Origin of the sequence: Dactylosporangium sp. NPDC000244, from assembly GCF_040300725.1 — a bacterium.
Lineage (GTDB): Bacteria > Actinomycetota > Actinomycetes > Mycobacteriales > Micromonosporaceae > Dactylosporangium.
Window position 1 is genome coordinate 12,478 of sequence record NZ_JBEPEH010000029.1, and the last position, 22,834, is coordinate 35,311.

Genomic DNA, 22,834 nt, shown 5'->3' on the forward strand with positions numbered 1-22,834 from the left:
CAACCTGTTTACGCAATGTCGGTCAGGCCCTTGGCGCGCGCCAGTTCTGTCACGGCCTCGGCAAGATGGTCGCGCGTTGCTTCGATGTCGAGCGTATATACGAGCTCCTCGACGCCCAGCGCATAGATTTCCTGGACCTCCTCCGGCCGCAGGGTCGTGCCGGCCGCGACGGCCAGCCGCGCCGGCCTTCCACGCATCGCCTGGAACTGGTCTCGCAGCAGCCCGGCTCGCTGCGCGATCCGGTCGACGGCGAGTTCGCCGGCGATGAAGACCCCGGCGTTCAGCTCGGGGGGAATCCCGGATGCGGGCCCGGCGCCGAGGTCTGCGAACCAGCACGTCGGCTCCGGCCGCCGCGGAGCGGGGTACGTGCGGACGCTGTACTCCTCCTCGCCCGGCCCGGCCCGGAGCACGGGCTTGCCACTCCAGAGTTCACGGACGGAGAGGATCTGCGCACCGGCGCGGTCTCCCCTGAGCCTTGAGAGCAGTTCGACGCGTGCGTCCGAGAGGTTGTCCACAACTGACCATTCCTCCGCCACTCGCAGAGGATCGGACGCCGGCGGATCCGCCACCTCGACCCGCACCCGGATGCGCCGGGTGTTGACAGCCACGGCTGCGGCCACGAGAGCAGGATTGTGCCGGACCTCGTCGACGTCGCGTCCGCCGTCGGTCAGCCATATCGAGTGGAAGCCACAGGACTCCGCAATACGCGCGGTTTCCACCGCCGCACGCCATCCCTCGCTCTCCCAACCCTTACCTGAGCCGATGACCACCGACAGCCCGCGGAGCCGCGAAATCGTCATTTCCCACTCTCCGTCTCCATGAGCAGGACGTCCCACAGGTGCGTGGTGGCCGTGCTCAATCGTTCGAACCGTTCATCGATGCGGCTCGCGATCGAACTGGAGGACGTCGCTGCGAACTTGAGCGACTGCAGGCCGAGTACGCGCCACTCATCCATGAGCGACCGGCACAGATCAGCGACGTAGTCCGGCACTTCGGCCCGGCGCAGTGACCGTTCAAGCAGTCTCAGACTCGGAAGAACGTACAGAACGTTCACATGGTCGAAGAGACGCCGTGCCGCGAGCTTGGCGGTGTCCGCTGGGCCGGCCAGGGCTTCTCCGCACAACAGCCGGTATTCGTGGACGGCATTGCGGTAGCAGGAGTTTCCGCGGAACGCCTTCGCCTGTCGCAGCAGGCCCGCCGCCGCGATGTGCGTGCTGTCGGCCGGATGCGCGTGGGCCGCGACCAACGTGTGAAAGCGTCCCATGTGATCGAGGGACTTCGAACGTAAGCGGTCGAGGACCGCGCCTTCCAGCGCACTGTCCGTCATCCAGACAACACAGGAATAGCGGTTGCGGTCGTCGACGAGCGAGTCGAAAACCTTGATCCGCCGCAGATCCGCGGACAGCTCCAGGATCAGGACGGCGTGCATGAAGCCGGGATGGGACGAGTAGACAACGGAATAGTCCAGGTGCGCGGAGTTGACCCAGACGACGACACCGGCATGCTCGGCCAGCAGGTCACGGAGTTGCTCGCGCCACCCGTCCGGCCTGATTGCCACGGCTCGGGCCTCGAACCCCAGCGCGGTCAAGCCGGACAGAACGACGGCCTCGACTCCGAACACGAGCTCCGGGCACGACCGTTCGTCCAGTCCGGCCCGCAGAAGGTAGCCGTCTCCCGCTTCCATGATTGCTGGCTCCTCGACCTCCTGACCAAGGAGGACCGCCAGCTGCTGGAAGCTCCCCGAGAAGCAGTTGTGTGCCGCCACGGGGAACTGCTGGACCTGGCCCGCCTTCACGTGGTCTGTGTGAGATCCCACGGACTGGCGCTTACAGCTCGTCGAGCGCGGCGATGAGACGTTCCGGGTCGTGGTTCTCGGTGCGCGCCAGCAGTGCCAGCAACATCCGCTCGATGCCGAAGGCGATGCACATCGAATGCATGGCCGGGCCTTCCACCTCCACGCCGATCCGGAAAGACGTGGTGAACAGATCTCGGTGCAGGTTGCGAGAGCCGATGGCGACCTCGCTCCCGTCGTCCCAGGGAACGGATATCTCCCGCTTGACGCCACGCGCCAACTGCACCCGGCGCGTCACCTCCGCGCGGTCGCCGTAGAAGACGTCATTCGCGGTCTTGACGGAAACCTCACCGTGGAGGTTTCTGACCAGGTCGACGGCCGCATTGAACGCCGACTCGCCCTGGCTCACCACCGAGTCCTCATCGCCGATGAGGACGAACTCGCGCATCGTGAAACTCGCCAGCCGGAAGACCTCGGCCGACGGCTCGAAGCGATGGCAGGTCCCACGCGCCGTGTACCAACGCAGGTCCCATCGCTCGTCGATATCCGCCAGGTGGGCGAAGGTGTGGTAGCAGGTGGAGGGACTGAGCACCCACTCGTCGTGCCTCGAGATGTCGGCCGAAGCGGCCTCGTGGGGCACCGCGCTCATGGGAATGCAGGGGAGCTTGTCGAAGAAGTCGATCGTCTCGAGCACGTCCCGCTGCACCAGTGTCGTGCAGGAATGGGAGGTGAGCGGGAAACGCTGCTCGAAGAAGCGGACCAGCGCGCGGTCCAGCGCCTCGAAGGCGTCGAAGAGCCGGCCGTGGAAGCGGTAGCCGATGAGCCCGGTCGCGTTCGCCACCGACGAGAGCGACCGGTTGGCCCGCAACTCGTCGAGCATCACGCTGCCGCGCACCGGGGAGAGTCCCTGCAGGTCGTTCATGGCGTCACCGCCCGGCTGACCTCGAGCCAGAGGTCTTCGACGGTTCCCACGTCCGCCGAAAGCTCGTCGCGCAACTCGACGCCGTATTCGGCCTCCAGGTTCACGATGAGATCCAGGAGCACCAGCGAGTCGATGCCCAGCTCACTCCGCAGGTTCTGCTCACCGGTGATCGGCAGATCGTCCGGAAGCTCCGCGACGGACCGCAATATGGCTTCAAACCGAACATCCAACATTGCCGCTCTATCCTCTTTTCCTCCAGATGGTGTGGGACTACGCAAGGTACTTCAGCACGGTGAGCCGTAGGCTGCGAATGCTCTTGAAGGTCTCGAAGGACAGATCCTCGTCGGACAGCGTGACGTTGAAAACCTGCTCCACGGCCACGACGATTCCGATCGTGCCCACCGAGTTCAGGCCGAAGTCCGTCAGATTGTCATCCGTGCCGAGAGAGGCGCGTGGTTCGAGATCCGGGCAATACTCACGGACAATTTCTTCCAGTTGCGCGTCTATCGTTTCCGTACTCATGATGTACCTCGCCCATCGGGGAGTCGAGAATCAGGCGGTGGCGAATCGTTCATTACGAACGTTGCGCGAGCACCGATTTGAGGTCTTCTTCGACCATCAACGAAGCGAGCTCCGGCACCAGCGTCTTCGGTTTCCAGCCGAGTTCGACGGCGGCCTTCGAGGCGTCGCCGATCAGCGAGTCCACCTCAGTCGGGCGCAGATAACGCTCGTCGAACCGGACGTACCGTTGCCAGTCCAGCCCAACGTGACCGAACGCCTGCTCCGCAAAATCCCTGACGGTGTGTGCGGTCCCGGTGGCGATGACGTAATCGCTCGGTTCGTCGGCCTGCAGCATGAGCCACATCGCCTCGACGTACTCCTTGGCGTATCCCCAGTCCCGCACGGCCTCCAGGTTGCCCAGGTAGAGCTCCGTGTCGTAGCCGGCTTTGATCCGCGCGACCGCATGCGTGATCTTGCGCGTGACGAACGCCTTGCCCCGTCGCGGCGACTCGTGGTTGAACATGATGCCGTTCGCGACGAACATGCCGTGTGCCTCGCGGTAGTTCCGGGCCACCCAATACGCGTAGGTCTTGGCCGCGCCGTAGGGACTCCGCGGCCAGAATGCGGTGTCCTCGTTCTGCGGTGGCGGCGAGGCGCCGAACATCTCGGAACTGGACGCCTGGTAGAAGCGGCATTCGAGATCGATCAGCCTGATCGCTTCCAGGATCCGGGTCGTCCCCATGCCGGTGATGTCACCGGTGAACTCGGGCTGGTCGAAGCTGGCCCGCACGTCGGTCTGGGCGGCGAGGTGATATACCTCGTCGGGCCGGATCTGCTGGAGGAGGGCCATCAAACGCGAGCTCTCGGTGAGATCCCCGTAGTGCAGGTGCAGCCCGGACCCCGCGGGATGCAGCGCGGTGCTCAGGTGCGCCAGGCGCTCGACGTTGGGTGTGGACGCTCGTCGGACGACCCCGTGAACCTCGTATCCCTTGTCCAGCAGCAGTTCCGCCAGATATGAGCCGTCCTGGCCGGTCAGACCGGTGATGAATGCCTTTTTGGTCATATCCTTTGCTATTCCCCGTTAAATAGAATTCCAGCGGCAGTCGGCGGCGGCGGGGGAAGATGACGTCCTCAGTCGCCCGCTGTCCAATGCGGGGGAGTTATCCACTCCGACACGACGTCGCGATGCTCCGCCGTGTACCAATGACGCGGGTGGACGATCTCGGCCGAACCGGAGAGGAAGGCCCCCCACCAGGAGAACGACGAATTGGCAATGACGAGCCGGCTGCATCGCGACATGCATGCGAGGTCGAGGAAACCGAACGGCTGGCACGTCATCCGAGCACCGTCGAGGAACGGCATGTTGTCCGTGACCCATTGCGGATCGTCGGTGAAGACAATGATATTTTTCGCCGAGAAGCGTTCGATTGCCCTGCGGTAGTAGTCCACCGTCGGCAGCGGATATTTGTCCGGGTAGAGCAGGTAGTCGCCACGTCGAACGTGGACGCCGGTCACATCGCCGCGCTCGAGCACGTCGCCGTAGAGCGCGTCGACTTCGTCGAGGACGTGCCTTGCCGGTGTCAGGTACTCCCTGACCTGCTGCTCATAAGGCCACCACAGCCGGATGTCCTGGAGCACGAACCTGTCCACCGGCGTGAGGTAGTCCACCAGATCCGACACTTGAATGTCGTTCTCGTCGGGAAGTGCGAACCATGAGCGCGGCAGATTGAATGCGTCGGCGTAGTTCCAGGCCGGCAGCCGGATCGGCAGGCCGAGCTCCAGCGAGCGGCCGATCACCGCGGCGATCTGCCACAGCTGGTTACCGAGCCGACCCTCGAGCCCGAGGGTGGAGAACGTGACTGCGCGCTCACGCACTGTGCGACACCTCCTGCGGATCGATCGCTGATTCCGCGGCCCGATGTGTGGCGCCCAGAAGTCGGGTGAGACGCTGATAGTGCGTGAAGTGGGATCCGGCGATGACCGAATCGTCGTCCAGCCCCGGATATCCGCCTGACCAGTCGCTGACCTGGCCGTGCGCTTCGGAGATCAGCAGCGAGGTCGCAAGCCTCGTCGCCGGATCGGCCACCCGACCCACGAAACACGCCGCGCGGCCCTCGGCCACGTCGAGCAGGGCCAGCGTTTGCGATCCGACCGGGACTGTGTGGTAGCCGGATTCGGAGAGCGCTTTCTCGAAGGCGTCCAATCGGTCCTCGGCAGGCACCGACCAACCCACGCTCAGCACCGATGCGTCCTGCGGGGTGTCCGAGCCCGTCACCTCATGCCGCGGCACGGATCGTTCCCCGAGCGTCGTGCTGTGAACCGACCCGGTTGTCGAGACGTACACCGCGGCACTGGTCACGACGCCGGCCGTCGTCCAGGCAAGGCACGTGGTGTAGCCGACAGCGGATCCGGTGTCGTCATGCACCGCCGAGGATCCGAGATGCCAGCGCGTCCGGCCGGCTCTGTTCTGCGGTCCGCCGGGTGGACCGGCGCGCATCAGAAAATCGGAAACCTTCTGGGTCGCTTCGATGTGATCCGCGCTGTCCACTGCATTCAGAACGGCCGCCTGGACCGATTCTATTTGTTCCTGCAGCAAATTGACCCACATATTACCTTCCTTCGCAGTGTCTCATGTGTCGCTTCGACCCAGTCATGGCCCGGCGCGAGGCAGCCTGCGAACCCCGTGGCGTGAATAATCGACGCCTGTGAGTCGGCTTGTCAAGGGCGACTGGAGTCATCCGGCGCGCCCGACGGCGTGGAACCTGACTATGTAGGTGGTTGATTCTTTGAAGGTGGGCCGGCTCCGGCGTGGGAGCGTCCGTGACTTTCGGTGATCGTACTCGCGCGGCTCGTCCGTCGGCTTTGGGCTGCTCATCGCCCCTGCATCGCCGCGTTTCGTGGCAACCCACGAGCGACGACTACGCACAGTGGAATCGACTACGCTTAGTTAGCGACTTAGATAAAGTGCGAGTCTCACACCGGCTCAGCCCTTGACTCGGCAGCCGTGTCGTGTCAGTATCAGCGCTCGTCGATGCTGTCAGCCACGGGGGCGACGTATTGTGTCAGCGACACGTCCGACGGTTCTGTCCGTCGCAATAGTGGGTAATACCGCGCGCGAGTTATGTGACACGCCAATTGGCGGTCGAATTCGAGGGAATGCGCGTGGTGGTGGACGCCGACCTCGGATCTCCTTGCCGCTGCCCTGAACGCCTGGCCGGCCGTCGATTCCGCCGCTACCCGCCACCTTGTCGTGCAGGACGATGCACTGCTGATGCCGTCGGCATATGTGCGGGAATTCGTCACGTTGGCCGCCGGGCTCGGCGGGTCATTCATCCTCGGCAACCTGCGGCACGACGCGGCCCGCGAGAGAAGGCTTCTCGCAGGCCGGCCAGGCCCGCACCGAGAAACCAGCATGACGAGGGATGGGGTGACCGGCGGATGCCGATTGTCGAAGCACGGGGCCTGACGAAGGTGTTCCGCAGGCCGGACAAGGACCCGGGCCTCGCCGGAGCGGTGAAGCACCTGTTCACGCGGCGGTACACCGACAAGGTCGCCGTCGACCACGTCGACCTGGCCATCGAGGCGGGTGAGGCGGTCGCCTACGTCGGGCCGAACGGAGCCGGCAAGTCCACCACGGTGAAGCTGCTCACCGGCATCCTCGTGCCCACGTCCGGCAGCGTCCGCATCGACGGCCTGCACCCCCAGCGGGACCGCATCGCGATCGCCCACCGCATCGGCGTGCTGTTCGGCCAGCGCACGCAGCTCTGGTGGGACCTGCCGGTGGCCGAGTCGTTCGCGGTGCTGCGCGACATCTACGGGATCGACCCAGCGACGTACCGCCGCCGGCTGCAACAGTTCGACGACGTCCTCGAGCTCGGTGAGATCCTGCCGATGCTCGGGCGTCGCCTGTCGCTGGGCCAGCGGATGCGTGCCGACCTCGCCGCCGCCATTCTGCACGGGCCCGAGATCGTCTACCTCGACGAACCGACGATCGGGCTCGACCTGGCGGTCAAGGACCGGGTCCGCGAGCTCTTCCGGACGCTGCGGGACGCGGGCACGACGGTCATGCTCACCAGCCACGACCTGGCCGACATCGAGGGCTTCTGCCGCCGGCTGGTCATCATCGACGAGGGCCGGATCGTCTTCGACGGCGATCTGCAGGCGGTGAAGGACCAGTTCGCCCGGGAACGGATCCTGCACGTCGAGACCGAGCGGGCCGTGCCGCTCGACGCCGTGCGGGCCGCGCTGGCCGGTGCCGAGGTCGCCGCCGGGGAGACGCCCGTGCAGTTCTCCGTGCGCTTCGACCGCTTCGACATGACCGCCGGGCACGTCGTCGCCAGCCTGTCCGGACTGGTCAACCTGGTCGACCTCCGCGTCGATGAGCCGGGCATCGAGGACGTCATCCGCCGGGTGTACTCCGGTGACCTGGTGCTGGACCAGGCGGGGTCGTCCGCATGAGGGCCTACTACGCGCTCGGCCGGGCGGTGGCGCTGAGCGCCGTGACCTACCGGACCAACTTTCTGCTCGGTCTCGGCGCCGTACTGTTCCAGCTGGTAGCGCTGCTGGCCGTGTGGCGGGTGCTCCTGGCGCAGTCGGCGGTGCAGGGGTTCACATGGCCGCAGATGCAGGGGTACCTGCTGGTCGCGTTCGCCACCGGAACCCTGGTGTCGATGATGAGTGACTTCCGGATGGCGTTCCGGATCCAGATGGGGCTGGTGGCCCTGGACCTGGTCAAGCCGCTGGACTACCAGCGTGCCCGCTTCGCCGAGATCCTCGGCGGCGCGTGGATCGAGGTGCTGGTGGTGGCCGTGGTCGGCGGCGCCACGCTCACCCTCACCGGCGGCGTGGCCACTCCGTCCCCGGCCATGCTCGGCCTGTTCCTGTGCAGCATGCTGCTGGTCATTCCGCTCAAGTTCCTGATCGTCTACGTGAGCGCGCTCGCCTGCTTCTGGACGCAGAGCTACGTCGGTGTGCAGATGGCCCGGTTCGTCATCATCAACCTGCTGTCCGGTGCGCTGATCCCGCTGGCCTTCCTGCCGGGCTGGCTGGCCACCTTCGCGCAGTGGTCGCCGTTCGCCGGGCTGACCTCCACCCCCGCGCTGATCTTCATCGGGCGGGTCGACCCCGGACGCGGGCTCGTGCTGGTCGCCGTGCAACTGGCGTGGGTGATCGTGCTGTGGTTCGGCGCCCGGCTGATCTGGCGTGCCGCCATCCGTCAGCTGACCGTGAACGGAGGCTGAGCCGTGCGGACGACGAGGCTCTATGTCCGGCTGCTGGGCGCGCACCTGCGCGCGCTGCTGGAGCACGAGGCCGACTTCTGGATCATGGCGGTGGCGACGGTGCTCACGCAGGTCGTCAACATCGTCTTCCTGACCGCGCTGTTCGCGAAGGTGCCCGCGCTCAACGGCTGGACCTTCTGGGACATGATGCTGATGTTCGGCGTGGTGGCCCTCGCCGAGGGCGTCGGCTCGTTCTTCTTCGAGGGCATGTGGCGGCTGGCCGAGCAGATCAACATGGGCGAACTCGACTACTTCCTGGTCCGCCCCTATCCGGTGGCGCTGCAGTCGAGCAGCGCGCAAGTCGGCATCAACGGCCTGAGCAACATGGTCGTCGGCGGCATCATGATCGGCACCGCCGTCGCCCACGTCGACATCCCGTGGTCAGCGTGGACGGTGCCGCTCGCCGTCGTGATGCTGCTCAGCGCCGTTGTCATCAAGGTGTCCATCAACCTGGCCACCAACGCGGCGTCGTTCTGGCTGTCCAGCCCCACACCGCTGCTCGCCCTCTCCGTGCACCAGATCGGCGACCTGGCCCGCTTCCCCCTGTCGATCTACCCGTTCGTGATCAAGGCGGCGCTGGGCGTCCTGGTGCCTTTCGCCTTCGTGACCTTCTTCCCGATCGCGTTCCTGCGCGGGACCGGGGCGGTGCCCTGGATCGGGCTGCTGACGCCGCTCGTGGCCGCGTACTGCGCCGCGGCGGCGACGGTCATCTTCAAGCGGGGGCTGCTGCGGTACGAGAGCGCGGGCAACTAGATCGAGCACCTGCTCCCCAGTCCCAGTCAGGAGAATGATGCATCCCACCGCCGCCGTGCCCGGGCTGTCCGGCCCGATCCTCAGCCTGCCGCCCACCTTCCGCTGGGGAGTCGCCACCTCGGCGTACCAGATCGAGGGCGCGGTCGCCGAGGACGGGCGCACGCCGTCCATCTGGGACACCTTCTGCCGGGTGCCCGGCGCGGTGGCGGACGGCGACCACGCGGACGTGGCCTGCGATCACTACCACCGGATGCCGCAGGATGTGGCGCTCATCAAGGACCTCGGAGTGGACACCTACCGGTTCTCGGTGGCGTGGCCGCGGGTGCAGCCACACGGTCGCGGCCCGGTGAACCCCCGCGGCATGGCGTTCTACGACAGGCTCGTCGACGAACTGCTCGCCTCCGGCATCGACCCATGGGTGACGCTGTACCACTGGGACCTCCCGCAGGAACTGGAGGACGCCGGCGGCTGGCCGGTGCGCGACACCGCCTACCGGTTCGCCGACTACTCGATGATGGTGTTCGACGCGCTGAGCGATCGGGTGGACACCTGGTTCACGCTCAACGAGCCGTGGTGCTCTGCCTGGCTGGGCTATGTGTCGGGCGACCACGCGCCGGGCCGCAAGGACTTCGCGGCGGGCATGGCCGCGAAGCACCACCTGTTGCTCGGGCATGGGCTCGCCACCCGGCGGATGCGCGCGGCCGCCGCCCGTGACCTGCAGTTCGGTATCGCTCTGAACCTGGCCGCGGCACGCCCGGTCACCGACACCGACCTCGATCGGGCGGCGGCGCGGCGGGCGGACGGTTTCAGCGTACGGATCTATCTCGACGCGTTGCGCTACGGCCGCTATCCGGACGACGTGCTCGCCGATCTCGCCGATCGCGACGTCACCATCCCGGTGCACGACGGCGACCTGGAAACCATTTCCGCCCCGATCGACGTGCTCGGCGTGAACTTCTACTTCGGACAGCTCTTCTCCGGTACCGATGAGGCCGGCAACACCACAGGGCCGGACGGCATGCCGGTGGTTCGCGACGTGCCGCAGGACGTGCCGCACACCGCGATGGGCTGGCCGATCACCCCGGACCGCTTCACCGAGCTGCTGCTGCGACTCAGCCAGGACTATCCGGATCTGCCGATCGTCATCACCGAGAACGGTGCGGCATTCGACGACACCGCGGACAGCGCCGGGTTCGTCCGCGACGAGGGGCGCACCGAGTACCTGGTCGACCACATCGGCGCCGTGGCGCTCGCCCGGCAACAGGGCGCCGACATCCGCGGGTTCTTCGCCTGGTCCCTGATGGACAACTTCGAGTGGGGATACGGCTACACCCAGCGCTTCGGCATCGTCCGGGTCGACTACGACACCCAGGCGCGGACACCGAAGATGAGCGCACTGTGGTTCCGCGACACCATTCGCCGGATCCGTGAGCGGTGAAGAGGTCCCGCAGGTAGCAGACGTGTGACCGCCTCCCGTTATCTGTCGCCTGGATGACGGAGGATCGACTGCAACCACTTTTCCCACTGCGGCGTGTTGTCGCCGTGAGACCGGAGAGCCGGTCGTCGATGGGGAGGAGCCGAGCGTCACCGCCACCGCGCCGGACGGGCGGATCAGCAAGACCGACCTCGGCAACGCGACCCTCACCATTCCCGCCTGGCCCAAGGGCTTCGACGAGGGCTGCGGCAAGGGCGCGGTGAAGTTCAGCGGCGGCAACGGCGGCGCCCACCCGCCCTTGAAGCTGGAGGGCGACCCGGCGTACGTCGACGTCGACCACGACGGGGCGCAGGAGACGATCATGCTCCTGTCCTGCAGCCCGCAGGGGTCGGACTACAAGGTGCTCGCCTTCGACCGCGACGCCACCGGCAAGATCGTCACCCTGGGGCAGGTGGTCGGCAGCGCCGGCAGCGAGGGCAAGCAGGGTGCCGACATCGAGACGATCTGGGCGGTCCAGGCGACATGGCGCCGGTGCCCTGCCTTGGCGGCAGCATCCCGGCGGGCGGCAGCAAGGTCTACACCGTCAAGGTGATCGCGCCGATCGAGTCGAACCAGTCCCAGGGCGACATCTGGGTCGGCGCGCAGGACGACAAGGGCGCCACCTTCCCGGACAAGCGGACCATCACTACGGCGAAGTTCCAGATCGTGCAGGGCTGACGCTTCGGTTCCCATGCCCGGGGGTAGCTTCCCGGGCATGGGAACTTTGGACGGAACTGTCGCGCTCGTCACCGGGGCCTCCAGCGGCATCGGTGAGGCCGCCGCGCTGGCGCTGGCTGAGCGGGGAGCCGCGGTGGCGCTCGCGGCGCGGCGGGGGGATCGGCTCGCCGCGCTCGCCGCGCAGATCGAGGGCAACGGCGGGCGGGCGCTGGTCATCGAGGCCGACATCACCGAGCGGGAGCAGGCCGAGGCGGCCGTGCGGCGCGCCGTCGACGGGCTCGGGCGGCTCGACACGCTCGTCAACAACGCCGGCGTGATGCTGCTCGGGCCCGTGGTCGATGCGCCGGTCGAGGAGTGGGAGCGGATGGTCTCCATCAACGTGATGGGGCTGCTGTACTGCGCCCGCGCCGCCCTGCCCCACCTGCTCGACAGCGCCGGGCAGGAGCCGCGCCGGGTGGCCGACATGGTCAACGTCAGCTCGGTCGCCGGACGCGTCGCGCGCAACGGCAGCGGCGTCTACAACGCCACCAAGCACGCGGTCGGGGCGTTCAGCGAGGCCCTGCGCCAGGAGGTCACCGGGCGGTTCGTGCGCATCTCGCTGGTCGAGCCCGGCGCCGTCGCCACCGAGCTGGCCGGGCACAACCGGCCGGCGATCCGCGAGACGATCGAGCAGCGGTTCGAGGGCGTCGAGCGGCTCCAGGCCCCGGACATCGCGGACACCATCGCCTATATCGTCACCCGGCCGCGGCACGTGGCCGTGAACGAGATGCTGGTCCGGCCCACACAGCAACAGAACTAGTCGTACTGTCGTATCAGCCCCATATGTGCAGTTTGCGGAAGGCCGGTGCTGATGCGTGTTTCCGGCGTCGTCGCGGACCGGTCGGTCGGCACGAAGATCCTGCTCGCGGTGCTCGTCGTGGCGCTGTTCAGCATCGGTGACGGCATCGTCGGGCTGGAGAGTCTCGGCTCGATCAACGACCAGGTCGGCTCCATGGCGGGGTACAACCGCCAGCTCCAGGTCACGGGCACCCTCCGCGATCTCGCCGGGCAGGCCATCGTCGCCGCGGACGACTACGCGCTCGCGACCGACGCGCCCGGGCGCGCCTCCGCCACGCAGGCCCTCGACGGCCTCGAACGCCAGGTCACCGCGGCCGTCGAGGCCTGCCGGGCGCTCGGGCTGGACGGCGATCAGAGCAGCGCGCTCGACGCGTTCCAGAAGACCTGGCAGCGGTACCTCGGCAGCATCGGCGACAGCCAGGCGCGCGAGGCCGCGGTGCCCGACGTGCGAGCCGCGCTCGGCGCGCTGGAGACCGCGACCGTCGCGCGTTCGACCCGCGAGGACGACACCGCCGAGCGTCTGTTCCACAACACGCGCCGGACCGTCGCCATCATGCTCGCGGTCAGCTTCGTGCTGGGCGTGGCGATCGCGCTCGTCATCAGCCGGATGATCACGCGGCCGCTGCGGGCGTGCGTCGGGGCCCTGGACCGCATCGGCGCCGGCGACCTCACCGCGCGCGTCCCGCCGCAGCACCGCGACGAGATCGGCCAGGTGGCGACGGCCCTGAACACCACGGCCGAATCGGTCGCGGCCATGGTGCGCCGCATCGGCCAGGCCTCCGACCAGGTCGCCATGGCCTCGGGCGAGCTCTCGGCCGTCTCCGACCAGCTCGCCCGGGCCGCGGAGGGCACCACGGCCCAGGTCGGCGACGTCTCCACCGGCGCCGACGACGTCTCCCACCACGTGCAGGCGGTCGCCGCGGCCACCGACGAGATGACCCAGGCGATCCGCGAGATCGCGGGCAACGCCGCCGAGGCCGCGGGCGTCGCCCAGTCCGCGGCCCGCACCGCCGCCCAGACGAGCTCGAGCGTGGGTCGCCTCGGCGACGCGTCGGCGCAGATCACCACCGTCATCGCGCTCATCACCGCGATCGCCGAGCAGACCAACCTGCTCGCGCTCAACGCCACCATCGAGGCCGCCCGCGCGGGCGAGGCCGGCAAGGGCTTCGCGATCGTCGCCGGCGAGGTCAAGGACCTGGCCCGGCAGACCGCGGAGGCGACCGAGCAGATCGCGGCCCAGGTCGGCTCGATGCAGCAGGAGACGAGCGGGACGATCGCGGCCATCGGCGAGGTCGGGAGCGTGATCGGCACCATCAACGACTACGCGGCGACCATCGCGTCCGCGGTCGAGGAGCAGACCGCGGTCACCGCCGAGATCGCTCGCCGCGTGGCCCAGGCCGCGGACGGCTCGTCGGGCATCGCGGGCACGATCACCCACGTGGCGAGTAGCGCGGCCACGGTCTCCAGCAGCGCCACCGAGACCCAGGCGACCGCGGCCGAGCTGGCCCGGATGGCCGCCGAGCTGCGCTCGACCGTCGCCGCGTACCAGGTCTGACCGCTCGGCGATACGGTGACGGGCATGGGTCAGTACCTGCTCGACAATGCCCAGCCCGAGGCCGGCGCCCGCTTCGGGGCGCTCGCGGAGCTGTTCGACGCCTCCACCTTCCGGCACCTCGACGCGCTCGGGATCGGGCCGGGGCAGCGGGTCTGGGAGGTGGGCGCGGGCGGGCCGACGGTGCCGGCGTGGCTCGCCGCGCGCGTCGGGCCGGACGGGCAGGTGCTCGCCACCGACCTCGACGTCTCCTGGCTGCCGGCCGGGGCCGGGTTCGAGGTGCGCCGGCACGACGTGGGCGCGGAGCCTCCGCCCGGCGAGGGCTTTGATGTCGTACACGCGCGGCTGCTCCTGGTGCATGTGCCCAACCGCACCGAGGCGCTGGGGGCCATGGTCGCGGCCCTGCGCCCGGGCGGGCGGCTGCTGCTGGAGGAGGCCGACCCGGCGCTGCAGCCGCTGGCCTGTCTCGACGAGTCCGGGCCGGCCCAGGCGCTGGCCAACAAGCTCAAGCGCGACTTCCGCACCCTGATGGCCGGCCGGGCGGTCGACCTCGCCTACGGGCGCACCCTGCCCCGGCTCCTGCGCGAGGCCGGCCTGACCGAGGTCGCCGCGGACGCGTACTTCCCGGTCACCGGCCCCGCGTGCGCCCGGCTGGAGCGGGCCACGGTGGAGCAGATCCGCGGCCGGCTGCTGGACGCGGGCCTGGCCACCGCCGCCGAGATCGACGAGCACCTCGCCAACCTCGACGCCGGTGAGCTGGACGTGTCGACGTCCCCGATGATCTCCGCGTGGGGCACGAAGCCCTAGAGCGCCCCCTCCACCCGCCAGGTCACGTCCGCGTCGAAGTTCCCGGGCGCGTCGAAGGCGTTCGGCCCCGAGGGCGAGGCGATGTACCCGGTCGCGTTGTAGTGCCGCACGTACCGGTCCGGAAAGTTGTACGACCGCAGCTTGACCCCGTTCGCGACCGTCTCCGGGCAGAAGGTCGCATCGGCATTGAACAGTGCCGACCCGTCCGCGGCGTCCAGTCGCAGCGCGTAGTTCCGGTGCCGCAGGAATCCGTTCGTCGCCACGGACTGCAGCGACAGGCAACTCGCGTTCGCCAGGCCGGCCCGCACCACGAACGCGGCGTCCTGGCGATCCGGCTCCGCGCTCGCCGACGTGAGCACCGAGGTGACCGCGAGGTCGTTCTGGCGGCGGAGGTACCGATCGGTGAAGCCCGCGGTCGTCACCCGCAGCGTCACGGTGCTCCCGACGGAAAGCCCGGTGCTGGTGGTGAAGGGGAAGCGCTGCGCGGCCGCCCCGTTGCAGTCCCACAGCCGCAGCCGGGTGCCGTTGGCGGTCTGCCCGTTCGGCGCGTCCACGCACCGGCCCGAGTTCGGGTTGAGCAGGGCCCCGTCGACGCGCCGCAGCCACTGCTGGGCCGGGCCGCCGTTGCAGTCCCAGATCTGCAGCGGGGTCCCCGCGGCGGTGGCCGCCCCGGGCACGTCCAGGCACCGGTTCTGGGCCGCGACGGAGCCGTCGGGGCGCAGCGTCCACCGTTGTACCGGCGCGTCGTTGCACTGCCAGGTCTGCACGGCGGCACCGTTGGCCCCGCCGCCGGCCGCGACGTCGACGCAGGCCCCGCCGCCCGTGGTGAACCGGCCGGCGACCGCGGCGGCCGGCGCCAGGAGCCCCTCGGCGTAGACCGCGTGGCAGCCCGAGCCCGTGTCGTCCGTGGTCACCTGGAGCACGCCGGTGCCGTCCGCCGTGGGCACCACGACCGGGCTGTAGTTCGGGCACACCGCCGAGCGCGCGCCCGGCACCGCGACCGGGGTCGCCGTAACGGTCCAGGAGCGCCCGTTGTCCGCGGAGGCGAGCATGGCCCGTTCGTTGACCGCCGAGTCGGTGCCGTCGGCGTTGCGCACCCGCTGGCCGATCAGGAGCACGCGCCCGGTCGCGGTGGTGGCCAGGGTCGGGGTGGCGGTGAGGTAGCGCCCGTCGCCCGCGGTGACCACAGGGTCGAGGCGCGCCGGGTCGCCCCAGCTCGTGCCGTCGGTCGAGGTGCGGGAGCGAACGGCGCAGTCGTACTGCCCGCCGAAGCCGCACACCTCGTAGGCGAGCAGCCAGCGCCCGTCGGCGAGCCGCTCCACCGCGGGCATGCCGGGCCGGTTGCCGGACTGCGGGCCGGTGACGATCGGCGTGCGGGCCGACCAGTTCACGCCGTCGGCCGAGGTCGACTGCACCAGCACCTGGCTGCGCCCCGGCTGGCTCTCGTCCGCGAAGAGCGTGACGAGGCGTCCGGCGCTGTCGACGTACAACTCCGGCTCCCACAACCCGCCCGAGTTGCCGGACCGTGCGACGGTCGCGAGGGACCGCCAGCTTCGCCCCACATCGGTGCTGGCCCAGAGCTTGATGCTCATCCGCCGGCCGTCGCCGCCGTCCTGCCCGACCGCGCCGGCCCACAGCAGCGTGCCCGCGCCGAGCCCGCCGACCGCCTGCGGCAGCTCGAACAGCGAGGTGCAGCAGAGGCCCTGGCGGGCGTCCGGGTCGGCGACGGTACCGACGCGCTGGAAGCCGCCCCCGTCGCTGACGCTCTCGTAGATCCCGCCCGCCGGCCCGCCCGCGGGGAACTGCGTCATCGTCGCGATCACGCGCCCGTTGGCCGAGCCGGAGTGCGCGAGGCGGATCGCACGCGGATACATCGCCGCGTCGGCGGACACGTTGCGGCCGGTGGCCGCCTCGGCCGCGAACTGGGGCAGCAGGACCAGGGCGGCGGCGAGTGCCACGGCTAGCTTTTTTCTCACAGCCGCGAGGCTGTGACACTCACGTAATCAAATCCATCGCTTTCGAAATGAAGCTTTCATGAGCTCCGGATCTCGACGGACGCGTAGTACCACACGCTGTCCTCGGAGCCGTTCGCCAGATACTTGACCACCTTGTTCAGCGGCAGCGTGAACCCGCCGTCGCCGGTCGACAGCACCGACGCCACCGGGAGCCCGCGGTCGCCGAGCAGCCGCCGGATGCCGGGGTACTCCGCGGTGAAGACGTCGTAGTCGATCCAGTCGTAGCGGCGGGCGGCGGTGTGCCGGATGATCTCGCCGGTGTAGGCGCCCGCGCGCAGGACGGTGCGGGCCCAGTCCGGGCCCATGCGCTCGGGGCGGTGCTGGTGGAGGTGCTCCAGGTAGGCGTCCACGACCTTCAGGCTCTCCAGCGTGCCGTCCAGCGCGGCCCGGTCGAGCCGGTCCGCGTGCACGACGTCCTCGCCGTCCGGGTCCCGCAGGTGCCCGGTGAACAGCGCGGCGAAGTCGTTGAAGATCTCGTTGACGTCTTCCATTCGCGCGAGTCTAGATGAGTTGGATGGCCATTTCGTCCAGGTCTTCGGGGTTGGCGACGGCCTCGATGGCGGTGATCCTTCCGTTGATGACCGTGAATGCCAGGGCCAGGTTCACGGCGGCGACGAACGCACCCGGCAGGCCCTCGATGTCGGCCAGGCGGGCGCCCGTCGCGCGGCCGTTGAAGAAGGCCGCGACGACCTCCGCGCCGCGTGTCTCGCCGTGGCCGCCCATCCGCGCCGCGGTCTCGTCGGCGCGCATGACCACGTCGGGGTCGAGCAGCGTCAGGAGGGTGCCGAGGTCGCCGCCCCGGGACGCGGCCAGGAACGCGGCCACGACCTCCTGTTTCCGGTCGCTCTCGCCGGGGTCGGCCGGGCCGGCCTGGACGCGGCGCCGCGCCCGGCTCGCGAGCTGGCGGGCGGCGGCCGGGCTCTTGCCGACCACGACGGCGATGTCGTCGAACGACACCGCGAACATGTCGTGCAGGACGAACGCCAGCCGCTCGGTCGGGCTGAGCGTCTCCAGCACCACGAGCAGCGCCAGCCCCACCGAGTCGGCGAGCACCGCCTCCTGCTCGGGGTCCACGTCCGCGGCCTCGAGCCGCTCGGCCACCGGCAGCGGGTCCTCGCGGCGGTTGGTGCGGGCCCGCAGCATGTCGAGGCAGATGCGGCCCACCACGGTGGTCAGCCAGGCGGCCAGGTTGTGCTTGTCCTGGTCGTCGCGGGCCAGCCGCAGCCAGGCCTCCTGCACCGCGTCGTCGGCCTCGCTCGCCGAGCCGAGCATGCGCTGCGCCACCGCCCGCAGCCGCGGCCGGAGCTCCTCGAACTGCCGGGCCAGGCCCTCGTCGCCGGTCATGTCCACCCCTTTTGTGGCCTGCGCCACATTTGTCACGTTATCCCGAGTGCGGTCGTCAACCGGGCGACGAAGCAAACCGCCGCGATGTGACAGGAGACGACGATGTCGAAGGCTCGAATCGACACGACCACCACGGCCAGCCCGGACGTGGTCAAGGCCATCAACCTGCTGTACAAGGCCGCGCACTCGGCCGGCGTGCCGCAGAGCACGCTGGAGCTCGTGCACCTGCGGGCGAGCCAGATCAACGGCTGCAGCCCGTGCGTGGACTCGGGGGCGCGGTCCATGCGCAAGGCCGGCGAGACCGACGAGCGGCTGTTCTCGATCGCGGCCTGGCGCGAGACGCCGTACTTCACCGACGCCGAGCGCGCCGCCCTGGACCTGGCCGAGCACGCCACCCGCCTCGCCGACAAGGGCGACGCGGTGCCCGACCCGGTGTGGAACGCGGCCGCGGAGCACTTCAAGGACGAGGAGCTGGGCGCGATCGTGCTGTGGATCGCGACCACGAACTTCTTCAACCGCATCAACGCGGCGACCCGCACCCAGGCACCGCAGATGTGGGGCTGAGTCTCACTCGGAGACCGCGGTGTACCGCCCCCGGCGCCCCTCGACCTGCTGATCGGTCACGTCGACGTCCACGCCCGGCAGCTCCGCCACGATCCGCGCGGCGAACTCGGGCGACAGGAAGTTGCGGTGCAGGTCGAGCCGGCGCAGGTGGGTGAGCGGCTGCCCGGCCAGCAGCGCCTCGGCCCCCGCGTCGTCGAGCACCCCCATCGAGAGGTCCAGCTCCTCGAGGCGCCCGACGACCGGGGCCCCGGCGAGCGCGGCCGTGATCCGGTCGGCGATCTCGGCGTTGCGCAGCCCCAGGCGGCGCAGCGCCGGGAACCGCCCGCCGCCGAGCAGCGGCTCGAGGTGCCGCACGGCGACGCTGCCGCCGTAGTTGCGCACCCCGAGCCAGAACTCGAGGTGCTCGAGCGCCGGCAGCTCGCTGTCGAGCACGGCGGTGACGACCTCGGAGGGCAGCCCGCCGGACTCGAACACGAGCTCCTCGAGGTGCGGGTGGTGCAGCGGGGACAGCCGGAGGTTCTCGGAGCCGCGCACGCGCAGGACGCGCAGCTTCGGGTACGCCGCCAGCAGCGGGTCGAGGTCCCCCTGCCGAATCCACGACACCTCGCACTCGTCGCCGGTGATGTCGCCGAGGAAGAGCGCCTCGAGATGCGGCAGCCGGTGCGCGGCCTGGACGAGCTTGTCGATGGGCGCGTCGGCGAACGCGGCGTATCCCCACGAGCCGAGCACCAGCGCGTGCACCGCCTCGGTGTCGATCCCGTCGAGCAGTTCGTCGAACGCCGCGTTGTAGGCCGGGTTCGGCCCCTCCATGTCGTCGATGTCTTCCTCGAAGAACCCGAACCGCCAGGCGACCGGCCCGTCGACATCGGGCAGCGGCTCGCCCGGCTCCACGTCCACCACGGGACGCCCGGCAAACGTCTCGGTACTCGCGTGAAACGTCACGGCCCGAACCTAACAGGCGGCCCCATGACATCGGTCATGGTGCGGCGATGACGACGGGCAGGAGTGCGGCGGCCCGCTCGCTCATACCGTCGTAGACATGACCGAGAAGAACATGAACCGCACCCTCGCCGCCGTTCTCGCCATCGCCGCGCTGCACGTGCTCGCGATCGGGGTGACGCTCGTGGCGCTCGGGTCAGCCGGGATCGGGGCCGTCGTGCCGCACCTCGTGCTCGCCGTGCTGCTGCCGCTGCGCGCGTACAAGCTGCGCGGCGGGCGGCCCAAGACGCGCCGCGTGCTCACGCTCGTGCTCGGCATCCAGATGCTCGCCCACGCCGCGCTGCCGAGCGTGCTCGCGCAGATGCCCGGCTACGCGGTGCCGATCGTCACGCTCCAGGCGCTGTCACTCGTCTGCGAGGTCGCCGCGATCGTGTTCCTGTGGGCGCCCGCCGGCCGTCGCGAGCAGGTGGCCCTGGGGCGTTAGCTCGCCCTCCCGCGCGGGGCGCACGGCCTCGTGGGACACCTCGAATCCGGCTTCCCGCAGCAGCCCGGCGAGCTCGCCGGGCTGCTGGCGGTACCAGGTCACGTCGAGCTCGAGCCCGTCGTGGGAGTCGCGGTGCTTGGCGTCGGAGCCGACCTGGTACGCCAGCATCAGCACGCCACCGGGGCGCAGGACGCGATGGAACTCCGCGAACACGGCCGGGCGCAGCTCCCACGGCACGTGGATGATCGAGTAGCAGGCGAGCAGGCCCGCGAGGGAGCCGTCGGGGATGTCCAGGTCGAGCATCGAGCCGACCTCGAAGCGCAGGTGCGGATGGGCCGCGCGGGCGATCGCGATCAGGGCGGGGGACAGGTCCACGCCGAACGCGTCCAGCCCCAGCTCCGCGAGGACCCCGGTGAGGCGGCCCGCGCCGCAGCCGATGTCGGCGACCGGGCCGGGCTCGTGCAGTACCGCCGCCGCGAACAGCTCCAAGTGCGCGCGATCGGACGGGTCCGAGCTGATGATGTCGAGATGGTTGGCGGAGAGCGCGTCGTAGGAGCGGGCGGTCGCCGGCTCAAAATCCAGGCGCGTAGTTTCGGGCACCTCGTTAGCCTTCAGGAGCATGGCTGACATCGGCAAGGTGCTGCGGGACAGACTCGCGGCCGCGTTCGAGACCGTGACCGGATCGACCGTCGACCCCGCCCTGCGCCGATCCCGGTTCGGTGATTTTCAGGCCGACGGGGCCGTGGGCCGGCCCGACGGGCGGGCGGTCGCGGCTGCGGTCGTCGCGACGGTCGAGCTCGACGATCTGTGTTCCGACGTGAGCGTCGCCGGGCCCGGATTCGTCAACCTCACGCTGTCCGAACGCGCACTGGCCGACCGGCTCGCCGCGGCCGCGGCCGACCCGCGCCTCGGAGTGTCCACTGTGGAGCCCGAGACCGTCGTGGTGGACTACTCGGGGCCGAACGCCGCCAAGGAGATGCACGTCGGGCACCTGCGCTCGACGGTCATCGGGGACGCGGCGGTGCGGGTGCTCGAGCACCTCGGGCACGCCGTGATCAGGCAGAACCACCTCGGCGACTGGGGCACCAACTTCGGGATGCTGGTCGAGCACCAGGCCGGCGGGGCCGAGCTCGACCCCGCCGACATGAGCGCGTTCTACGCCGCCGCCCGGCGCCGGTTCGAGGCGGACCCGGACTTTCAGGAGCGCTCGCGCCGGCGGGTCGTGCGGCTGCAGGCCGGTGACCCGGACACGATCGCGCAGTGGCGCACGATCGTTTCGACATCGCAGGTGTACCTCCTGAGCGTCTACGACCGCCTCGGCGTACGCCTGCGGGAGAGTGACTTCGCCGGGGAGAGCCGGTACAACGCGGCACTCGACGGTGTGGTCGACGACCTGCTGGCGAAGGGCCTGCTGCGCGAGAGCGACGGTGCGCTGTGCGCGTTTCTGGACGGCTTCAACGCCCCGCTGATCGTTCGCAAGCGGGACGGCGGCTACGGGTACGCCGCGACCGATCTCGCCGCGGTGCGGTACCGCGTCGACGTCCTGAAGGCGACGCGCCTGCTGTATGTCGTCGGCGCGCCGCAGCGGCAGCACCTCGAGATGGTCTTCGCGCTCGCCCGGGCCGCGGGCTGGCTCCCCGCCTCGGTTCGCGCCGAGCACATCGCGTTCGGTTCCGTCCTCGGCACTGACGGCAAGATGCTGCGCAGCCGGCTGGGCGCCGCGATCAAGCTCACGGAGCTGCTCGACGAGGCGGACACGCGCGCCGGGGCGATCGGGATCGACGCGTTGAAGTACGCGGACCTGTCCAGCGACCGGGTCAAGGACTACACGTTCGACTTCGATCGGATGCTCGCGACCACCGGGGACACCGGGCCTTATCTGCAGTACGCCCACGTCCGGGTGTGTTCGATCTTCCGCCGGGGTGACGTCGACGCGGTCGGCAACGACTTCGCGATCACGCATCCGGCCGAACGCGCGCTCGCGCTGGAGCTGCTCGAGTTCCCCGGCGTCGTGGCCCGGGTCGGCGAGACGCTCGAGTTCCACAAGCTCACCACGCACCTGCACGCGGTCGCCGTGAGCTTCAGCGCGTTCTTCGAGCAGTGTCGCGTGCTGGAGGCGCCGGAGCCGGTGCGCGCGAGCCGGCTGGCCCTGTGCGCGTTGACCGCGCGCACCCTCCGCGCCGGGCTCGACCTGCTCGGCATGGCGGCGCCGAGCAAGATGTGAGACAGCGCGACGCCATCCCCGGCTGCTACGCTCCGGCGTCCGCCTGCTCCCCAGGGCCCCGGAATGCCCGGAGCTACGCCAAGGCGTGACGCAACCCACAGATTGAGGAGACTCCCACGTGCGACGGCTTTTGACCGTAGCCATCCTCACCGCGCTCGTCGGCACCGCCGCCGCTTGCGGTGACACCTCCGAAAGCGGCACCTCGGCCTCGTCCTCCACCGGGGCCACCGCCGCCGCCACGTCGAGTCCCACGCCCGACGTGAAGGCGAACACGAAGCAGGTCTGCACCAAGGCCGAGGCCCTCATCACCGAGGACAACATCAAGCCCATCGGTGAGCAGATCGGCATCATGATCGCGGCGAAGGGCTCGAAGAACAAGCAGGCCGAGACCGCCGCGGCGGCCAAGGCCAAGGAGCTCGCCGACGCGCTGGCCGAGAAGCTGCGCGCCCTCAAGACCGAGGCCCTGGACCCGAAGCTGCAGGCGGCGCTGGACAAGGGCGCCGACGGCCTCAAGCTGTTCGGTTCGCCCGAGTACCTGGCGAAGATCAACTCGCTCGGTGACATGGACAAGCTGACGAGCGACATCGACGCCGCCGGCAAGGACCTCGAGGCGATCTGCGCCTGACGCTGCGTGTGGTGGTGCCCCGCTCTGTGTCATCACGGGGCGGG

26 protein-coding genes are annotated in these 22,834 nt (G+C 69.5%); 13 read left to right on the top strand and 13 right to left on the bottom strand.

Annotated features, from left to right (window positions below):
• Positions 1-8 precede the first annotated feature (8 nt).
• The 8 genes from ABT369_RS35740 to ABT369_RS35775 all read right to left on the bottom strand — a co-directional run bounded on the left by ABT369_RS35740 (position 9) and on the right by ABT369_RS35775 (position 5,823).
• On the bottom strand, positions 9-800 hold the full coding sequence (locus ABT369_RS35740; RefSeq protein WP_350618846.1) for an LLM class flavin-dependent oxidoreductase: 792 nt from the start codon (positions 798-800) through the stop codon (positions 9-11).
• Positions 797-1,795, bottom strand: a complete 999-nt coding sequence (locus ABT369_RS35745) for a hypothetical protein (protein ID WP_350618847.1) — start codon at positions 1,793-1,795, stop codon at positions 797-799. Before ABT369_RS35745 ends, ABT369_RS35740 begins: the two co-directional genes overlap by 4 nt.
• Before the next feature lie 31 nt (positions 1,796-1,826).
• Positions 1,827-2,714 carry a class-II aminoacyl-tRNA synthetase family protein gene (locus ABT369_RS35750; RefSeq protein ID WP_350618848.1) on the bottom strand — a complete coding sequence of 296 codons (888 nt, stop codon included), beginning with the start codon at positions 2,712-2,714 and terminating at the stop codon, positions 1,827-1,829.
• Positions 2,711-2,947, bottom strand: a complete 237-nt coding sequence (locus tag ABT369_RS35755) for an acyl carrier protein (protein ID WP_350618850.1) — start codon at positions 2,945-2,947, stop codon at positions 2,711-2,713. The genes ABT369_RS35750 and ABT369_RS35755 overlap by 4 nt, the downstream gene beginning before the upstream one ends.
• A 37-nt stretch (positions 2,948-2,984) precedes the next feature.
• Entirely contained in the window at positions 2,985-3,236 is a 252-nt protein-coding gene (locus ABT369_RS35760; RefSeq protein WP_350618852.1) for a phosphopantetheine-binding protein, read from the bottom strand.
• A gap of 52 nt (positions 3,237-3,288) precedes the next feature.
• Positions 3,289-4,278, bottom strand: coding sequence for a GDP-mannose 4,6-dehydratase (gene gmd / locus ABT369_RS35765; protein WP_350618854.1), 990 nt, complete (start codon positions 4,276-4,278; stop codon positions 3,289-3,291).
• 68 nt (positions 4,279-4,346) lie between these two features.
• Positions 4,347-5,090: an alpha-1,2-fucosyltransferase gene (locus ABT369_RS35770; RefSeq protein WP_350618856.1), complete on the bottom strand. Its 744-nt coding sequence runs from the start codon at positions 5,088-5,090 to the stop codon at positions 4,347-4,349.
• Positions 5,083-5,823 (bottom strand): hypothetical protein, encoded by a 741-nt coding sequence (locus ABT369_RS35775; protein ID WP_350618858.1) that lies wholly within the window; start codon positions 5,821-5,823, stop codon positions 5,083-5,085. The genes ABT369_RS35770 and ABT369_RS35775 overlap by 8 nt, the downstream gene beginning before the upstream one ends.
• A gap of 830 nt (positions 5,824-6,653) precedes the next feature.
• Between ABT369_RS35775 and ABT369_RS35780 the strand changes: the two genes are divergently transcribed.
• The 9 genes from ABT369_RS35780 (at position 6,654) to ABT369_RS35820 (ending at position 14,595) form a co-directional block, all read left to right on the top strand.
• Positions 6,654-7,673 carry an ABC transporter ATP-binding protein gene (locus tag ABT369_RS35780; RefSeq protein ID WP_350618860.1) on the top strand — a complete coding sequence of 340 codons (1,020 nt, stop codon included), beginning with the start codon at positions 6,654-6,656 and terminating at the stop codon, positions 7,671-7,673.
• Complete coding sequence (locus ABT369_RS35785; protein WP_350618862.1) at positions 7,670-8,455, top strand: ABC transporter permease; 786 nt, start codon at positions 7,670-7,672, stop codon at positions 8,453-8,455. Before ABT369_RS35780 ends, ABT369_RS35785 begins: the two co-directional genes overlap by 4 nt.
• Before the next feature lie 3 nt (positions 8,456-8,458).
• Positions 8,459-9,247: an ABC transporter permease gene (locus ABT369_RS35790; RefSeq protein WP_350618864.1), complete on the top strand. Its 789-nt coding sequence runs from the start codon at positions 8,459-8,461 to the stop codon at positions 9,245-9,247.
• 37 nt (positions 9,248-9,284) lie between these two features.
• A complete protein-coding gene (locus tag ABT369_RS35795; protein WP_350619108.1) occupies positions 9,285-10,685 on the top strand; it encodes a GH1 family beta-glucosidase in 1,401 nt (466 codons plus the stop codon).
• 256 nt (positions 10,686-10,941) lie between these two features.
• A complete protein-coding gene (locus ABT369_RS35800) occupies positions 10,942-11,274 on the top strand; it encodes a hypothetical protein (protein WP_350618866.1) in 333 nt (110 codons plus the stop codon).
• Positions 11,271-11,399: a hypothetical protein gene (locus ABT369_RS35805; RefSeq protein WP_350618868.1), complete on the top strand. Its 129-nt coding sequence runs from the start codon at positions 11,271-11,273 to the stop codon at positions 11,397-11,399. Before ABT369_RS35800 ends, ABT369_RS35805 begins: the two co-directional genes overlap by 4 nt.
• Before the next feature lie 37 nt (positions 11,400-11,436).
• Positions 11,437-12,198 carry an SDR family NAD(P)-dependent oxidoreductase gene (locus ABT369_RS35810; RefSeq protein WP_350618870.1) on the top strand — a complete coding sequence of 254 codons (762 nt, stop codon included), beginning with the start codon at positions 11,437-11,439 and terminating at the stop codon, positions 12,196-12,198.
• Positions 12,199-12,249: 51 nt separating this feature from the next.
• A complete protein-coding gene (locus ABT369_RS35815) occupies positions 12,250-13,791 on the top strand; it encodes a methyl-accepting chemotaxis protein (RefSeq protein WP_350619110.1) in 1,542 nt (513 codons plus the stop codon).
• Positions 13,792-13,815: 24 nt separating this feature from the next.
• A complete protein-coding gene (locus ABT369_RS35820) occupies positions 13,816-14,595 on the top strand; it encodes a class I SAM-dependent methyltransferase (RefSeq protein ID WP_350618872.1) in 780 nt (259 codons plus the stop codon).
• Here the strand turns inward: ABT369_RS35820 and ABT369_RS35825 are convergent.
• From ABT369_RS35825 to ABT369_RS35835, 3 genes are read right to left on the bottom strand one after another with little or no spacing between them, the layout of a single operon-like run.
• Positions 14,592-16,571 carry an AbfB domain-containing protein gene (locus ABT369_RS35825; protein WP_350618874.1) on the bottom strand — a complete coding sequence of 660 codons (1,980 nt, stop codon included), beginning with the start codon at positions 16,569-16,571 and terminating at the stop codon, positions 14,592-14,594. The genes ABT369_RS35820 and ABT369_RS35825 overlap by 4 nt on opposite strands.
• A 56-nt stretch (positions 16,572-16,627) precedes the next feature.
• On the bottom strand, positions 16,628-17,101 hold the full coding sequence (locus ABT369_RS35830; RefSeq protein ID WP_350618876.1) for a hypothetical protein: 474 nt from the start codon (positions 17,099-17,101) through the stop codon (positions 16,628-16,630).
• 10 nt (positions 17,102-17,111) lie between these two features.
• The gene (locus ABT369_RS35835; protein WP_350618878.1) at positions 17,112-17,954 is read right to left on the bottom strand and encodes a sigma-70 family RNA polymerase sigma factor; all 843 of its coding nucleotides are present in this window, start codon (positions 17,952-17,954) and stop codon (positions 17,112-17,114) included.
• A gap of 102 nt (positions 17,955-18,056) precedes the next feature.
• On the opposite strand from ABT369_RS35835, the gene ABT369_RS35840 reads away from it, so the two are divergent.
• Positions 18,057-18,518, top strand: coding sequence for a carboxymuconolactone decarboxylase family protein (locus tag ABT369_RS35840; RefSeq protein ID WP_350618880.1), 462 nt, complete (start codon positions 18,057-18,059; stop codon positions 18,516-18,518).
• A 3-nt stretch (positions 18,519-18,521) separates the two neighbouring features.
• On the opposite strand, the gene ABT369_RS35845 is transcribed toward ABT369_RS35840, so the two are convergent.
• Positions 18,522-19,460, bottom strand: coding sequence for an STM4015 family protein (locus tag ABT369_RS35845; RefSeq protein WP_350618882.1), 939 nt, complete (start codon positions 19,458-19,460; stop codon positions 18,522-18,524).
• A gap of 97 nt (positions 19,461-19,557) precedes the next feature.
• Here ABT369_RS35845 and ABT369_RS35850 point away from each other — a divergent pair, with 97 nt between their 5' ends.
• Positions 19,558-19,941: a hypothetical protein gene (locus ABT369_RS35850; RefSeq protein ID WP_350618884.1), complete on the top strand. Its 384-nt coding sequence runs from the start codon at positions 19,558-19,560 to the stop codon at positions 19,939-19,941.
• Here the strand turns inward: ABT369_RS35850 and ABT369_RS35855 are convergent.
• Positions 19,861-20,541 (bottom strand): class I SAM-dependent methyltransferase, encoded by a 681-nt coding sequence (locus tag ABT369_RS35855; protein WP_350618886.1) that lies wholly within the window; start codon positions 20,539-20,541, stop codon positions 19,861-19,863. The two genes, ABT369_RS35850 and ABT369_RS35855, sit on opposite strands and share 81 nt — an antisense overlap.
• A 19-nt stretch (positions 20,542-20,560) precedes the next feature.
• Here ABT369_RS35855 and argS point away from each other — a divergent pair, with 19 nt between their 5' ends.
• Both argS and ABT369_RS35865 read left to right on the top strand, forming a co-directional pair.
• Positions 20,561-22,165, top strand: coding sequence for an arginine--tRNA ligase (gene argS, locus ABT369_RS35860; protein WP_350618888.1), 1,605 nt, complete (start codon positions 20,561-20,563; stop codon positions 22,163-22,165).
• 118 nt (positions 22,166-22,283) lie between these two features.
• Positions 22,284-22,790: a hypothetical protein gene (locus ABT369_RS35865; protein WP_350618890.1), complete on the top strand. Its 507-nt coding sequence runs from the start codon at positions 22,284-22,286 to the stop codon at positions 22,788-22,790.
• Positions 22,791-22,834: the final 44 nt, after the last annotated feature.